At 66.8% G+C, this 14,840-nt stretch carries 15 protein-coding genes; 6 read left to right on the top strand and 9 right to left on the bottom strand.

Going from position 1 to position 14,840, the window contains the following annotated elements; all coding sequences use genetic code 11:
• Window positions 1–98 precede the first annotated feature (98 nt).
• On the top strand, window positions 99–1,589 hold the full coding sequence (locus ACFU5V_RS00930) for a CoA-acylating methylmalonate-semialdehyde dehydrogenase (RefSeq protein WP_378696089.1): 1,491 nt from the start codon (window positions 99–101) through the stop codon (window positions 1,587–1,589).
• Window positions 1,590–1,601: 12 nt separating this feature from the next.
• The gene (locus tag ACFU5V_RS00925) at window positions 1,602–2,768 is read left to right on the top strand and encodes an iron-containing alcohol dehydrogenase (RefSeq protein WP_378696087.1); all 1,167 of its coding nucleotides are present in this window, start codon (window positions 1,602–1,604) and stop codon (window positions 2,766–2,768) included.
• Here ACFU5V_RS00925 and ACFU5V_RS00920 read toward each other — a convergent pair.
• The 3 genes from ACFU5V_RS00920 to ACFU5V_RS00910 all read right to left on the bottom strand — a co-directional run bounded on the left by ACFU5V_RS00920 (window position 2,765) and on the right by ACFU5V_RS00910 (window position 5,460).
• Entirely contained in the window at window positions 2,765–3,586 is an 822-nt protein-coding gene (locus ACFU5V_RS00920) for a PhzF family phenazine biosynthesis protein (protein ID WP_378696086.1), read from the bottom strand. The two genes, ACFU5V_RS00925 and ACFU5V_RS00920, sit on opposite strands and share 4 nt — an antisense overlap.
• A gap of 68 nt (window positions 3,587–3,654) precedes the next feature.
• Window positions 3,655–4,149 (bottom strand): DUF3830 family protein, encoded by a 495-nt coding sequence (locus ACFU5V_RS00915; RefSeq protein WP_012691631.1) that lies wholly within the window; start codon window positions 4,147–4,149, stop codon window positions 3,655–3,657.
• Between the two features lie 69 nt (window positions 4,150–4,218).
• Entirely contained in the window at window positions 4,219–5,460 is a 1,242-nt protein-coding gene (locus ACFU5V_RS00910) for an aspartate aminotransferase family protein (protein WP_378696085.1), read from the bottom strand.
• A gap of 115 nt (window positions 5,461–5,575) precedes the next feature.
• On the opposite strand from ACFU5V_RS00910, the gene ACFU5V_RS00905 reads away from it, so the two are divergent.
• Window positions 5,576–7,024, top strand: a complete 1,449-nt coding sequence (locus ACFU5V_RS00905) for an NAD-dependent succinate-semialdehyde dehydrogenase (protein ID WP_378696083.1) — start codon at window positions 5,576–5,578, stop codon at window positions 7,022–7,024.
• A gap of 4 nt (window positions 7,025–7,028) precedes the next feature.
• Here ACFU5V_RS00905 and hsaB read toward each other — a convergent pair whose 3' ends face one another.
• The 4 genes from hsaB to hsaA are packed head-to-tail and all read right to left on the bottom strand — an operon-like array spanning window position 7,029 to window position 10,577.
• Entirely contained in the window at window positions 7,029–7,607 is a 579-nt protein-coding gene (hsaB, locus tag ACFU5V_RS00900; protein WP_378437745.1) for a 3-hydroxy-9,10-secoandrosta-1,3,5(10)-triene-9,17-dione monooxygenase reductase subunit, read from the bottom strand.
• A 5-nt stretch (window positions 7,608–7,612) separates the two neighbouring features.
• Window positions 7,613–8,515 carry an iron-dependent extradiol dioxygenase HsaC gene (gene hsaC, locus ACFU5V_RS00895; RefSeq protein ID WP_378696081.1) on the bottom strand — a complete coding sequence of 301 codons (903 nt, stop codon included), beginning with the start codon at window positions 8,513–8,515 and terminating at the stop codon, window positions 7,613–7,615.
• Window positions 8,515–9,393, bottom strand: a complete 879-nt coding sequence (hsaD, locus tag ACFU5V_RS00890) for a 4,5:9,10-diseco-3-hydroxy-5,9,17-trioxoandrosta-1(10),2-diene-4-oate hydrolase (RefSeq protein ID WP_378696079.1) — start codon at window positions 9,391–9,393, stop codon at window positions 8,515–8,517. The genes hsaC and hsaD overlap by 1 nt, the downstream gene beginning before the upstream one ends.
• An 8-nt stretch (window positions 9,394–9,401) precedes the next feature.
• Window positions 9,402–10,577: a 3-hydroxy-9,10-secoandrosta-1,3,5(10)-triene-9,17-dione monooxygenase oxygenase subunit gene (hsaA, locus tag ACFU5V_RS00885; protein WP_378696077.1), complete on the bottom strand. Its 1,176-nt coding sequence runs from the start codon at window positions 10,575–10,577 to the stop codon at window positions 9,402–9,404.
• Window positions 10,578–10,767: 190 nt separating this feature from the next.
• Between hsaA and ACFU5V_RS00880 the strand changes: the two genes are divergently transcribed.
• From ACFU5V_RS00880 to ACFU5V_RS00870, 3 genes are all read left to right on the top strand, one after another.
• Window positions 10,768–11,952 (top strand): Rieske 2Fe-2S domain-containing protein, encoded by a 1,185-nt coding sequence (locus ACFU5V_RS00880; protein ID WP_378437735.1) that lies wholly within the window; start codon window positions 10,768–10,770, stop codon window positions 11,950–11,952.
• A 2-nt stretch (window positions 11,953–11,954) separates the two neighbouring features.
• Window positions 11,955–12,302 (top strand): hypothetical protein, encoded by a 348-nt coding sequence (locus ACFU5V_RS00875; RefSeq protein WP_378696071.1) that lies wholly within the window; start codon window positions 11,955–11,957, stop codon window positions 12,300–12,302.
• Between the two features lie 140 nt (window positions 12,303–12,442).
• A complete protein-coding gene (locus tag ACFU5V_RS00870) occupies window positions 12,443–12,820 on the top strand; it encodes a VOC family protein (RefSeq protein WP_378696069.1) in 378 nt (125 codons plus the stop codon).
• Between the two features lie 28 nt (window positions 12,821–12,848).
• On the opposite strand, the gene dmpG is transcribed toward ACFU5V_RS00870, so the two are convergent.
• On the bottom strand, window positions 12,849–13,892 hold the full coding sequence (gene dmpG, locus ACFU5V_RS00865) for a 4-hydroxy-2-oxovalerate aldolase (protein ID WP_378696730.1): 1,044 nt from the start codon (window positions 13,890–13,892) through the stop codon (window positions 12,849–12,851).
• A 44-nt stretch (window positions 13,893–13,936) separates the two neighbouring features.
• Window positions 13,937–14,839 (bottom strand): acetaldehyde dehydrogenase (acetylating), encoded by a 903-nt coding sequence (locus tag ACFU5V_RS00860; RefSeq protein ID WP_378696067.1) that lies wholly within the window; start codon window positions 14,837–14,839, stop codon window positions 13,937–13,939.
• Window position 14,840: the final 1 nt, after the last annotated feature.

Raw genomic sequence — 14,840 nt, 5'->3', positions numbered from 1 at the left:
CGTGCAAATCTGCAGTCCGAAGTGCCATTTTACTCGTTGACGTAGGCATTGTTGCCCAGCAGACTCGTGGTCACCCCACCTTTCCAGGAGTACATCCCATGGCCGTCATCTCCCATTGGTTCGACAACAAGACCTTCCCCGGCACGAGCGGCAACACCGCCCCCGTCACCAACCCGGCCACCGGTGCCGTCACCGGTCAGGTCGCCCTCGCCAGCGTCGAGGACGCCCGTGCCGTCATCGACTCGGCCGCCGCCGCGTTCCCCGCCTGGCGTGATACTTCGCTGGCCAAGCGGACGCAGATCATCTTCAAGTTCCGGGAACTGCTCAACGAGCGCAAGGGTGAACTCGCCGAGATCATCACCTCCGAGCACGGCAAGGTCGTCTCCGACGCATTGGGCGAGGTCTCCCGCGGCCAGGAGGTCGTCGAATTCGCCTGCGGCATCGCCCACCTGCTCAAGGGCGGCATGACCGAAAACGCCTCCACCAACGTGGACGTGCACTCGATTCGTCAGCCCGTCGGCCCCGTCGGCATCATCTCCCCGTTCAACTTCCCCGCGATGGTGCCGATGTGGTTCTTCCCCATCGCCATCGCCACCGGCAACACCGTCGTGTTGAAGCCGTCCGAGAAGGACCCCACCGCCGCCATCTGGATGGCCGAACTCTGGGCCGAGGCCGGACTCCCGGCAGGGGTGTTCAACGTGCTACAGGGCGACAAGACGTCCGTCGACGAACTCCTGACGAACCCCGCCGTCAAGGCCATCTCCTTCGTCGGCTCCACCCCGATTGCCCAGTACGTGTACGCCACCGGCACCGCCCACGGCAAACGCGTCCAAGCCCTCGGCGGCGCGAAGAACCACGCCATCGTCCTCCCGGACGCCGACCTCGACCTCGCCGCCGACGCCATGGTCAACGCCGGCTTCGGATCCGCCGGCGAACGCTGCATGGCCATCTCCGCCCTCGTCGCCGTCGGCGACATCGCCGACGAGTTGGTCGCGAAAATCAAGACGCGCACCGACACGTTGAAGATCGGCGACGGCACCAAAGATTCCGACATGGGACCGCTGGTGACCAAGGTGCACCGCGACAAGGTCGCCTCCTACATCGACGCCGGCGAGAAGGACGGGGCCACCATCGTCGTCGACGGCCGGCAGGTGCAGCCCAACGGCGGCGCCGACGGATTCTGGCTCGGCCCCACCCTGATCGACCACGTCACCACCGACATGTCCGTCTACACCGACGAAATCTTCGGCCCCGTCCTCTCTGTCCTTCGCGTCGAGAGCTACGACGACGCCCTCGACCTGGTGAACTCCAGCCAATTCGGCAACGGCACCGCCATCTTCACCAACGACGGCGGCGCCGCCCGCCGATTCCAGAACGAGGTCGAGGTCGGCATGGTCGGCATCAACGTCCCCATCCCCGTCCCCATGGCCTACTACTCCTTCGGTGGCTGGAAGAACTCCCTGTTCGGCGACACCCACGCCCACGGCGCCGAAGGCGTCCACTTCTTCACCCGCGGCAAAGTCGTCACCACCCGCTGGCTCGACCCCAGCCACGGCGGCCTCAACCTCGGCTTCCCCCAGAACGCATAAGGAACCTCTCCCATGAGCGCACACCTCTCACTCCCCCGTTTCGCCAGGATCGGGGCCGGAGCAGTCGACGAGATCGGCTCGGTCGTCGACCAATTGGGTCTGCAGAGACCGGTTCTCGTCACCGACTCCTACCTCGTCGGCACCGGCGCAGCCGACCGGGTGATGGCCCTCCTCAGGTCGGCGGGCAAGGACCCGGCCCTGTTCGACGGCACGGTGCCCGACCCCACCACCGATTCCCTGGCGGACGGGCTGAGGATCGTCACCGAACACCGGGCGGATTCGGTGATCGGGTTCGGCGGCGGCAGTCCGATGGACACCGCGAAGGCACTGGCCGTGCTGTCCGCGAACGGCGGCGAGATGCGCTCGTACAAGGCGCCGCACGTGTACACCGGGAAGGCGCTGCCGATCATCGCGATCCCGACCACCGCAGGCAGCGGCTCCGAGGCGACGCAGTTCACCGTCATCAGCGACAGCGCGTCCGACGAGAAGATGCTGTGCCCCGGGCTGTCGTTCCTGCCGATCGCCGCGATCGTGGATTTCGAACTCACGATGTCGATGCCGCCGCGACTGACCGCCGACACCGGAATCGATGCCCTCACCCATGCCATCGAGGCGTACGTCAGCAAGAAGGCCCAGCCGTTCACCGACGGACTCGCTCTCGCCGCGATCCGCACCATCGGCAAGCACATCCGCACGGCCTACGCGGACGGTGAGAATCGCACCGCGCGGGAAGCGATGATGGTCGCGTCCACCCAGGCCGGCATGGCGTTCTCCAACTCGAGCGTGGCGCTGGTCCACGGGATGAGCCGGCCGATCGGTGCGCATTTCCATGTCGCACACGGGCTTTCGAACGCCATGCTGCTTCCCGCGATCACAGCGTTCTCCGTACAGGGCGCGGAGAGCCGCTATGCCGACTGCGCGCGGGCGTTCGGCGCCGCATCGGAATCGGCAGGCGACTCCGTGGCCGCGCAATTCCTCGTCGAGACGCTGAGCACGCTGTGTCACGACCTGAAGGTGCCGACCCCGCTCGAATACGGGATCGATCGCGATGCCTGGGACGGCCTCGTCCCGCTGATGGCGCAGCAGGCGCTGGCGTCCGGGTCGCCCGGCAACAACCCGGTCGCGCCCACCGCCGAGCAGATCGAGACGCTGTACGCGGAGGTCTTCAGCCAGCGCTAGAACTCGACGGTGCCCCTGAGGTACCGCCGGTACGCCCCGGACAGGTGGACGCGGTCGCCGCGCACGTCGCAGTGAACGGTTCCGCCGCGCGCCGACAGTTGCCGTCCGACGAGGTTGTCACGCCCCAGCGTGGCAGCCCAGTACGGCGCGATCTGCGAGTGCGCGGAACCGGTCACCGGGTCTTCCTTCACACCGGCCGCAGCACCGAACCAGCGCGACACGAAGTCGACCCCGTCCGCGTCCGACGCTGCGGTGACGACGACGCCGCGCACCTTCAGCGGGCTGATCACGGTGAAGTCGGGGGTCATCGACGCGATGTCGTGTTCGGATTCCGCGACGAACACGAGATCGGTGGCCTCCAGGCACTCCCGCACCGGGATGCCGAGCGCTGCAACGATCCGAGGATCGGCGGCGGTCGGCACCGGCGCCTCGGCCGGGAAATCCATCACCAGTGTGGCGTCCGGTCCGCGGTCGACGTGCAGCCAACCGCTGCGCGTCCAGAACTGAATCCGGTCGGCGTCCGGGTGCACGTCCTCGAAGATCTGCGCGGCGGCGGCGAGCGTCGCATGACCGCACAGATCCACCTCGACCGCCGGCGTGAACCACCGCAGGTGATACGCCGGATGTGCCCGGTCGTGAGGCGTCGCATCCGCGGGAAGGCGGGCGGTGTAGAACGCCGTCTCGGACAGATTGTTCTCTTCCGCCAGTTGCTGGAGAACCGCATCGTCCAGCCAGTCGGTCAGCGGCATGATCGCCGCCGGGTTGCCCTCGAACGGTCCGGCGGCGAATGCGTCGATCTGATGGATGTCCAGCTTCATAACGTCCGATCGTGGCCGATGCCCCGACGGTCGTCGAGGGCCATCCCGCACACTCTGGACCGGTCGAGTCAGGCGCGCGCGAAGCTCATCGTCTCGCCCTCGACCCCGCGCATCCAGAGGTCGTTGCACGCGGCCGCCAGTTCCGGCAGCCCCTCCTCGATGGCGGCGAACACGTTGCCGGGCACCCAGCCGACGTCGCCATTGAGCAACAGGTTGTTGCGGCCGTAGAAGATCGCGAGGTCGGTGGCGCCCTGTGCGGCGTGCGCCTCGGAGCCGGGTTCGTACCCGTAGGCGGAGTTGCCGATCTCCCAGGGCTCGAAGTCGAACAGGCACACGTCACCGGGAATCGGTGTGACGGTAGGATTTTCTCGCCGCGGTGCCGCCGTGATCCGCGGGATCAGCGTGTACACCTCGTTGCGCGCGTACTTGGCGTGGTACGCGTCGCCGCTCTGCGGAAGGACGTCCCACACCGCGTCGCACGTGAGCGGTGCGTCCTCGTCGAGAAGCCGGGCGCGGCACGTCACGCCGCGCTTGTCCAGGGTGATGGTGATGTAGCGAGCCATGTATGCCTCCTTCGGAGCCCGTGAGTACTTCTTAACCGCCCGCGGTTAACAAGTACTCACGGGTGCTGGTCACACTTCGTCGAGTACCTCGGACCAGATCTTCAGGGCGTCCTCGATCTGGTCTGCCGTCACGATGAGCGGTGGAATCATCCGTACCACGTTCATGTGGGCGCCGCAGGTCAACAGCAGCAACCCCTTCTTCGCTGCCAGTTGCTGCGCTGCAGCCGCTTTCGCACGGTCGGCGGTGCCGTCGGCGGCGGTGAACTCGCTGCCCACGAGCAGTCCGAGGCCGCGGACGTCGCCGATGCCGTCGATGGCGTTCCGGCGGGCACCGTCGAGCAACTGCGCGCCCCGGGCGGCGGCGTTGGCGACGAGGTCTTCCTTCTCGATGACCTCGAGCGTCGCGATCGCGGCCGCGCAGGAGACGGCGTTGCCGCCGTAGGTTCCGCCCTGCGACCCCGGCCAGCCCTTGGACATCAGCTCCTCGGACGCCGCGATGCCCGACAGTGGGAAGCCGCTGGCCAGACCCTTGGCGATGGTGATGATGTCGGGGCGGACGCCGAAGTGCTGGTGCCCGAAGAACTTGCCGGTGCGACCGAACCCGGTCTGGATCTCGTCGATGACGAGCAGGATGCCGTAGCGGTCGGCGCGCTCACGGAGCCCCTGGAAGAACGCGGTGTTGCCGGGCACGTACCCGCCCTCGCCGAGAACCGGTTCGACGACGAACGCGGCCGTCTCGTTCGGGGCGGTGAGCGTCGCGAAGATGTAGTCGAGTTCCTTGAGCGCGAACGCGGTCGCCTCCTCCTCGGACCAGCCGTAGCGGTACGCGTTGGGGAACGGTGCCACGTGCACACCGCCCATCAGCGGGCTGAAGCCGGCCGAGAACCGGGTGCCGGACGTGGTCATCGTCGCCGTCGCGACGGTGCGTCCGTGGAATCCGCCGTGGAAGACGATCACGTTGGGCCTGCCGGTCGCCTGCCGCGACAGTCGCAGCGACGCCTCCACGGCCTCGCTGCCGGAGTTCGCGAAGAACAGCGAGTCGAGTCCTTCGGGCAGCACCGACCCCAGGCGGTCGACGAGTTCGAGCATCGGCTGGTGCATGACCGTGGTGTATTGGCCGTGGATCAGGGAGCCGACCTGCCTGCGGGCGGCCTCGACGACGTGCGGGTGGCAGTGCCCGGTACTGGTGACGCCGATGCCCGCGGTGAAGTCGAGATAGCGGCGGCCGTCGGTGCCGTAGAGGTAACAACCTTCACCGTGATCGACCGTCACGGGTGTGGCCTGAGCGAGCAGTGGAGATAGCCGAGTCACGGGTAACCCTCCCACGCGTAGATGCCGTCGGATGTCGGCAAAGTGCATTGTCAGATTGTTGACAATATGTATAACATGGGGGCGTCCCTACGGCAACGGAGAACGGGGAAAAATCATGCTCGAGGACGCAGCAATCGGATCGGTGCAGACCGGCCTGTTCATCGGCGGCAAGTGGCGCGACAGTGCGCGCACCATGCCGGTCCACGACCCGTCCACCGGACAACTCCTGTGCACGGTCGCCGACGCCGACGCCGCGGAGGCCCGCGAGGCGCTCGACGCCGCGGTGGCCGCGCAACCGTCGTGGGCGGCCACCACGCCCCGCGAACGCAGCACCATCCTCATGAACGCGCACCGTCTGCTGCTCGAGAACGTCGACCGGCTCGCGCTCGTCATGACACTCGAGATGGGCAAGCCGCTCGCCGAGGCGCGTGGTGAAATCGCCTATGCCGCGGAATTCTTCCGCTGGTTCGCGGAGGAAGCCGTCCGCATCGACGGCGGTTACACGACGGCGCCGGGCGGCGGATCGCGATTCCTCGTCACCAAACAGCCCGTCGGGCCGAGCCTGCTCATCACCCCGTGGAACTTCCCGATGGCGATGGGCACCCGCAAGATCGGGCCCGCGATCGCCGCCGGATGCACGTCCGTCATCAAACCGGCCGCCCAGACGCCGCTGTCGATCCTGGCGCTCGCCGACATCCTCACCGAGGCCGGACTGCCGGACGGCGTCGTCAACGTCGTCACCACGTCCAGCCCCGACGAGGTCATCACTCCCCTCATCCTCGACGGCCGGGCCCGCAAGCTGTCGTTCACCGGTTCGACCAAGGTCGGGAAGCATCTGCTGGAACTGTGCGCCCGCACCGTGATGCGCACGTCCATGGAACTCGGCGGCAATGCGCCGTTCCTTGTGTTCGACGACGCGAATCTCGACGACGCCGTCGACGGGGCGATGGCCGCGAAGATGCGCAACATCGGCCAGGCCTGCACGGCCGCCAACCGCATCCTCGTGCACAGTTCGGTCGCCGAGGAATTCACCCGCAAGCTCACGCAGCGAATGGAGGCCCTGCCCGTCGGGCGCGGCACCGAGGACGGCGTCGTCGTCGGACCGCTGATCGACGGGGCCGCCGTCGCCAAGGTGAGCAGCCTCGTCGCGGACGCCATCGACCGCGGCGCCACCGTGCTCACCGGAGGCGAGGCGCTCGACCGCCCGGGCAACTTCTACCCGGCGACGGTACTGACGGGCGTGCCCGACGACGCCGAGATGTGCCACAACGAGATCTTCGGCCCGGTCGCCGCGATCAGTACGTTCGAGACCGAGGCCGAGGCCGTCGAGCGCGCCAACGACACTCCGTACGGGCTGGTGGCCTACGTGTACACCGAGAGCCTCAAGCGCGGCATCCGCGTGTGCGAGGCGCTGGAGTCGGGCATGGTCGGACTGAACCAGGGTGTGGTGTCGAACCCGGCCGCACCGTTCGGCGGCGTGAAGGAATCCGGTCTCGGACGCGAGGGCGGGACCACCGGTATCGACGAATTCCTCGAGACCAAATACATCGGGGTCGCCGTCTAGATATCTAGAGCCAGGTGTCTTCCGACGACGTGGTGAGGAACGCCTCGAGGTCGTCGCGCCACGGCGCGGGCACGGTCTTGTCCGGTTCGATGCCGGTGTACTGACCGCGGTAGAACAGCAACGGCCGCTCCTCCTTGATCTCGCTCAGGGAGGAGACCCGGCCGAACGCGACCCAGTGGTCGCCGCCGTCGTGCACGCTCTCGAGCGAGCAGTCGATGTGGGCGAGCGACCCGGTGAGGATCGGCGACCCCAGCGGCGACGCCGTCCAGTCGATTCCGGCGAACTTGTCCGGTTCGCGGGATCCGAACCGGGCGCACGTCGACTGCTGCTCTTCCGCGAGCACGTTGACGCAGAACACGCCGCTGCGCTCGATCGCCGCCCACGACCGCGACGTCTTCGTCGGGCAGAACAGCACCAGCGGCGGTTCCAGCGACAGCGCGGCGAACGACTGGCAGGCGAACCCCACCGGTTCGCCGTCGTCGACGGTCGTGATGATGGTGACCCCGGTGCAGAACTGGCCGAGCACCGTCCGGAACCGTCGCGGGTCGATCGCCTCGGCCGCGACGGCCCCGTCCCCGGTCATCTCGCTCACGGCTGCATCCCGACGCTGAAGTCGTGACCCCACAGGCTGACGGCCGTGCTCTCCCTCGCAATCCAGCTCTCGTCCTCGACCTGACGTCCCTCGCAACCGAATTCGACGTCGAACCCGCCGGGTGTCTTCATGTAGAACGACAGCATCAGGTCGTTGACGTGACGGCCCAGTGTGGCCGACATCTTGACCTTCTTGCGGAGCGCGCGGTCGAGGCACAACCCGACGTCGTCGGAGTTCTCGACCTCGATCATGAGGTGCACGATGCCGCTGGGCGTGGGCATCGGCAGGAACGCGAGGCTGTGGTGCCGCGGATTGCAGCCGAAGAACCGCAACCACGTCGGTTTGCCGTCGGCCGGTCGCCCGACCATCTGCGGGGGCAGCCGCATCGAATCGCGCAGGCGGAAGCCGAGGACGTCGCGGTAGAAGTGCAGCGACGCCTCGTCGTCCGTCGTCGAGAGGACGACGTGCCCGAGCCCCTGCTCACCGGTGACGAACTTGTGCCCGTACGGGCTGACCACCCGCCGATGTTCGAGGGCCGCGCCGTGGAACGCCTCGAGCGTGTTGCCGGACGGGTCTTCGAACGTGATCAGCTCGTCGACCCTGCGGTCCTGCAGTTGTTCTGCCGTGCCCTCCTTGAACGCGACGCCGGCCGCGGACAGGTTGTCGCGAACCTCCTGCAGCTCCGCCGCATTCGCCGTCTCCCAGCCCGACACCGACAGCCGGTCGTGCTCCCCCGGGAAGATCACGAGACGAGCCGGGAAGTCGTCCATCCGCAGATACAGGGCGTCCGGGTCGGAACCCTTGCCCTCGACCATGCCGAGCACCTTGAGACCGTATTCGCGCCACGCGGCCATGTCGGTGGCCTCGATGCGCATGTACGCCAGTGAACGAATACTCATCACTTATCCCCGTCCAGGAGGAAATCGGTTGCCAGGCGGTTGAACTCGTCGAACTTCTCCAGCTGCGCCCAGTGTCCGCACCCGCCGAACACGTGCAGCTGCGCCCGCGGGATCATCTTCAGCGCCACCAGCGCACCGTCGAGCGGGTTGACCCGGTCTTCGCGACCCCAGATCAGCAGCACCCGCTGGCGCAGCTTGTAGGCGTCACGCCAGAGCATGCCCAGCTCGAAATCGGCCGAGGAGAACGACTTTCCCATCGCCTTCGCGGCCGTGAGCGACTCGGGGGTGCTCGCGGCGGCGAACCGTTCGTCGATCAGGTCGTCGGTGATCAGCTTCTGATCGAACACCATGATGCGCAGGAACGCCTCGAGGTTCTCGCGGGTGGGCTGGTAGCCGAACCTGCCGAGGTTCTTCACACCCTCGGTCGGGTCCGGGGCGAACAGGTTGACGCTCAGCCCGCCCGGCCCCATCAACACCAGCCGGCCGGCGCGGTCCGGATAGTCCAGCGCGAAACGCACTGCGGCACCGCCGCCGAGAGAGTTGCCGAGCAGGTGGACGCGTCCACCGATGCCGAGGGTGTCGAGCAGATCCTTCAGCGCGGACGCACTGTGCACGAAGTACTGCGGGTGCTCGGTCGGCTTGTCCGACAACCCGTATCCCGGCTGGTCGACGGCGAGCACGTGGAACTTCTCGGCGAGGACCGGGATGTTCCTGGCGAAGTTCGACCACGACGACGCACCGGGACCGCCGCCGTGCAGCAGCACGATCGTGGTGTCGTTGCCGACGCCGGCCTCGTGGTAGTGCAACCTCAGGTCGGGCCGCACCTGGGCGAACTTCGAGGTGGACTCGAACGTGAGGGCTTCTTCGGTCGTCGTCACGTGTTCTCCTAGACCATCGTGTCGGTGATGGGCAGTCCGAATTCGCCTGTGCCGTACATGACGTAGGCGCGCTCGGGATCGTTGGCCGCATGGACGCGTCCGGCGTGCGCGTCCCGCCAGAACCGTTGCAGCGGGGTGCCGTTGGCCAGCGCGGTGGCCCCCGAGCTCTCGAACAGTTTGTCGATGGACGAAATGGCGCGGCCGGTGGCGCGCACCTGGTCGCGGCGCGCCCGCAGTCGCAGCTCGAACGGCACTTCCTCACCGGCGACGAGCAGCGAGTACTCGTCGGCGACGTTGCCGGACAACTGGCGCCACGCGGCGTCGATGTCACTCGAGGCCTCGGCGATGCGGACCTTCGCGAACGGGTCGTCCTTCGCCTTTTCGCCGGCGAACGCCGCGCGGACCCGCTTGCCCTGGTGTTCCACGTGGGCGTCGTAGGCGCCGTAGGCCATCCCGACGATCGGCGCGGAGATGGTGGTGGGATGGATTGTCCCCCAGGGCATCTTGTAGACGGGCGCGGTGTTGCGCTCGAGCCCGGGCGCGGTGAGAGTGCTCATCGCCTTGAAGCTGAGGACGCGGTGCCGCGGGACGAACACGTCCTCGACCACCACGGTGTTGCTGCCGGTTCCGCGGAGCCCGACCACGTTCCACACGTCGTCGATCCGGTAGTCCTCGCGGGGGATCAGGAAGCTGACGAAGTCGACGGGGCGGCCGTCCTTGATGACGGGGCCGCCGAGCACCGCCCAGGTGGCGTGATCACAGCCGGAGGACCAGGCCCACGCGCCGTTGACCGTGTATCCGCCGTCGACGACCTGGCCTGCGCCCATCGGCGCGTACGACGACGAGATGCGGACGTCGGTGTCGTTGCCCCACACGTCCTCCTGCGCCTGCTGGGAGAACAGCGCGAGGTGCCAGTTGTGGACACCGATGATCGACGAGACCCACCCGGTGGAACCGCACGCGCTCGCGATCTTCCGCACCGCGGAGTAGAAGAGCACCGGATCCGCCTGATATCCACCCCACTGTTCGGGCTGGAGCAACCGGAAGAATCCGGTCTCCTGGAGCGCCTTCATGGAATCGTCGGGGATACGACGGAGATCCTCGGTCTCCTGTGCCCGCTCTCGCAGCGTCGGCAGTAGTGCGTCGAGCCGCTGCATCACCTCGTGACTGTCATGGTCACCCACAGGACGCTCCTGTCTCGTTCGATGGTTCACCTGTCTTCTGAGACTAGAACACGTTCCCATTTATGTCGAGATACCGGCAAAGGCGCTGTTTGACGCCCCGGGTCTGGAAGAAAGCCTCCGGAAATCTGGCGGATCGTGGCGAAGTTCTATAACGTGTTCTACTAACAGCATGAAGGGATGTGAGGGCACAATGGCGCAGATTCGCGAGATCGATGTGGGCACGGTCCAGACGCGCTTCGCGCGTGGTTGGCACTGCCTCGGTTTGACCAAGACGTTCACGGACGGCAAACCGCATTCGATCGAGGCATTCGGCACCAAGCTCGTCGTCTTCGCCGACAGCAAGGGCGAACTGAAGGTTCTCGACGCGTACTGCCGGCACATGGGCGGAGACCTGTCGCAGGGCACCGTGAAGGGCGATTCCGTGGCCTGCCCGTTCCACGACTGGCGCTGGGGCGGCAACGGCAAGTGCACCAGCATTCCCTACGCACGCCGGGTTCCCCCGATCGCCCGCACCCGGGCATGGATCACGCTCGAGCAGAACGGTCAACTGTTCGTCTGGAACGACCCGGAGGGCAACCCCCCGCCGGAGAACGTCACCATCCCCCGCATCGAAGGTGCCTACAGCGACGACTGGACCGACTGGACCTGGAACTCGATGCTGATCGAGGGCTCCAACTGCCGCGAGATCATCGACAACGTCGTCGACATGGCGCACTTCTTCTACATCCACTACGCGTTCCCGACATACTTCAAGAACGTCTTCGAAGGCCACATCGCGACGCAGTACCTCAACACGAAGGGCCGCCCCGACGTCGGGATGGCGACGCAGTACGGCATGGAATCGCTGCTGCGCTCCGAGGCCGCCTACTACGGCCCGTCCTACATGATCAATCCGCTGTGGAACAGTTACGGCGGATACGAGGTCGAGAGCGTTCTCATCAACTGCCACTATCCAGTGACGAACAATTCGTTCGTGCTCCAGTACGGCGTCACCGTCAAGAAACCCACCGGCATCGACGACGTGACGGCCGACAAGCTGGCCGCGAAATTCACCGAGGGCATCGCCGAAGGCTTCCTGCAGGACGTCGAGATCTGGAAGAACAAGACCAAGATCGACAACCCCCTGCTCTGCGACGAGGACGGCCCGGTCTACCAGCTGCGACGCTGGTACGACCAGTTCTACGTCGACGTCGCCGACGTCACGGACAAGATGACGCAGCGCTTCGAGTTCGAGGTCGACACCACCAAGGCCAACGAGGCCTGGCAGCACGAGGTCGACGAGAACCTGGCCCGGCAGAAGGCCGAACGTGAGGCCGCCGAGGGGTCCGAGAATGCGACCGCCGAGGCGTCCGACAGCAGGGAAGCGCAGGTCTGATCATGAGTGCCTCGACAGAATGGGCCAAAGCTCCCGACTTCGCCGGGCAGCCTGCTCGGCTCGAGGCCATTCATGCGCAGACGGTGGCCGACAAGGCCACCTACCTCGACGACGGCATGAACGAAGTCGAGTGCCGTACGTGCGGAACCTGTGTGCTGGTGCGCAAGAACAGCCTCGAGCACACGAGCGTCCAGTGGACGGACGACCCCGCGAAGACGTGCCCGACCTTCCGGGACGCCGTCGGCGAGGGAAAGTCCACCGCGCTCCGGGAAGGGTGCCCGCGGCTGTGGGACAGCATCGATCACGCGGTGATGGAGGGGTTCATCGACGTGCGAGATCGAGTCGAATAGTCGCCGACGCCCGCGCGCCCGGGTAGATCGCCCGATGTGACATTCGTGCAGTCAGGAGCTGCACGAATGTCACATCGGGCGCTTACGCTGGACTGTGCCGTCGGACGCGGCGGCGTCAGCCGAACCACCGGAGGCGTGCCATGACAGGCCGAATCGTGCACTTCGAGATCCCCTTCGACGACGGTGACCGCGCACGAGCGTTCTATCGCGACGCATTCGGGTGGGCCATCGCCGAGATCCCCGACATGGAATACAGCATGGTGACCACCGGACCCGTCGGCGAGAGCGGCATGCCCGACGAGCCCGGCTACATCAACGGCGGCATGATGCAGCGCGGCGACGTGACCTCTCCCCTGGTCACCGTCGACGTCGAGAGCATCGAATCCGCCCTCGAACGGATCGAATCCCTCGGCGGGAAGACCGTCACCGGCAGAACACCCGTCGGGAACATGGGTTTCGCCGCGTACTTCACCGACTCGGAGGGCAACGTCGTCGGGCTGTGGGAGACCGCCCGCTGACCCGTGAGTACTTGTTAACCGCCGGACGTTAAGAAGTGCTCACGGGCGGCGCAGCCGCATTCTCGCGCTGCAGTTCGAGCGCAATGTCGATGAGCTGGTCTTCCTGGCCGCCGACGAGTTTGCGTTTGCCCGCGCGGACGAGGAGTTCGGCGGACGAGACGCCGTACCGTTCGGCCTGGCGTTCGGCGTGCTTGAGGAAGCTCGAATAGACGCCCGCGTACCCCATCATCAGGGCCTGCCGGTCGAGGAGGCATTCGGCGGGCATCGCGGGCCGCACCACGTCCTCGGCGGCGTCGGCGATCGCGAAGAAGTCGATGCCCGTCTTGACACCGATCTTGTCGCAGACGCCGACGATCGCCTCGACCGGCGCGTTTCCTGCGCCGGCACCGAATCGTCGTGTGCTGCCGTCGATCTGCTTGGCGCCCGCCCTGATCGCGGCGATCGAATTGGCCACGCCGAGGCCGAGGTTCTCGTGACCGTGAAAGCCGACCTGTGCGTCGGAGCCGAGTTCCTGCACCAGCGCCTCGACGCGGTCCGACACCTGCTCGAGCACGAGGGCGCCCGCGGAGTCGACGACGTACACGCACTGGCAGCCGGCGTCGGCCATGATGCGGGCCTGCTCGGCGAGCTTCTCCGGTGGGATGGAGTGCGCCATCATCAGGAAGCCGACGGTCTCGAGGCCGCGGTCGCGGGCCAGCCCGAAATGCTGAACGGACACGTCCGCCTCGGTGCAGTGCGTGGCGATGCGGCAGATCGACGCGCCGTTGTCCTGGGCGACGATGATGTCGTCCTTGATGCCGAGCCCGGGCAGCATCAGGAACGCGATCTTCGCGTTCTTCGCCGTGTCGACGGCGATCGAGATGAGTTCCTGCTCCGGCACCCTGGAGAATCCGTAGTTGAACGAGGACCCACCGAGTCCGTCGCCGTGCGTCACCTCGATGACGGGGACCCCGGCGCCGTCGAGGGCACCGACGATGGCCCGGACCTCGTCCCCGGTGAACTGGTGCCGCTTGTGGTGCGAACCGTCCCGCAGGGAGGTGTCGGTGACGCGGATGTCCCAGCTGCTGCTCATATTTCCCGTCGCTTCGCTCGCCCCTTCGAAATGGACCATTGTGCTCATGCCTCCACACTCAGGAGTTTCTGGGCGATCTCCTCGCCCACCTTGGTTGCCGCCGCGGTCATGATGTCGAGGTTGCCCGCGTACGGCGGCAGGAAGTCGCCTGCACCCTCCACTTCGACGAACGTCGTGACCGTCGCCTGCCCGCCCGACACGACGCTCGGGTCGTCGAACTGGGGTTCGTTCAGTAGCCGGTAGCCGGGGACGTACTGCTGAATGTCCGCGACGACGCGGTGGATGGACTCGGTGATGGCGGCGCGGTCGGCGTCCTCGGGGATCGCACAGAAGATCGTGTCGCGCATGATCATCGGCGGGTCGGCGGGATTGAGGATGATGATGGCCTTGCCGCGCTGCGCTCCGCCGATGGTCTCGATGCCGCGGCTGGTGGTCTTGGTGAACTCGTCGATGTTGGCGCGGGTGCCCGGGCCCGCGGAGACGGACGCCACCGACGCGACGATCTCGGCGTAGGGCACGTCGACGACGCGGGAGACGGCGTACACGATGGGGATAGTGGCCTGCCCGCCGCACGTGATCATGTTGACGTTGGGGGCGCCGAGGTGTTCGCGCAGGTTGGCCGGCGGGACCACTGCGGGTCCGACGGCGGCGGGCGTCAGGTCGACGGCGCGGATGCCGGCGGCCTCGTACTTCGGCGCGGCCTCCCGGTGTACGTACGCCGACGTGGCCTCGAAGACGAGGTCGGGTTTCTCCGCCTGGTTCAGCAGCCAGTCGACGCCGTCCGCGGACGTCTCCAGCCCCATCGTGCGGGCCCGCGCCAGGCCCTCGCTCTCGGGGTCGATACCGATCATCCAGCGGGGTTCGAGCCACTCGGATCGCTGCAGCTTGTAGAGCAGGTCGGTGCTGATGTTGCCCGAGCCGACGATCGCCACACTTGCCTTGGTCATG

The sequence above is a fragment of the Rhodococcus sp. NPDC057529 genome (assembly GCF_042802055.1).
Classification (GTDB): domain Bacteria; phylum Actinomycetota; class Actinomycetes; order Mycobacteriales; family Mycobacteriaceae; genus Rhodococcus_F.
This window is presented reverse-complemented; position numbering and strand designations above follow the sequence as displayed.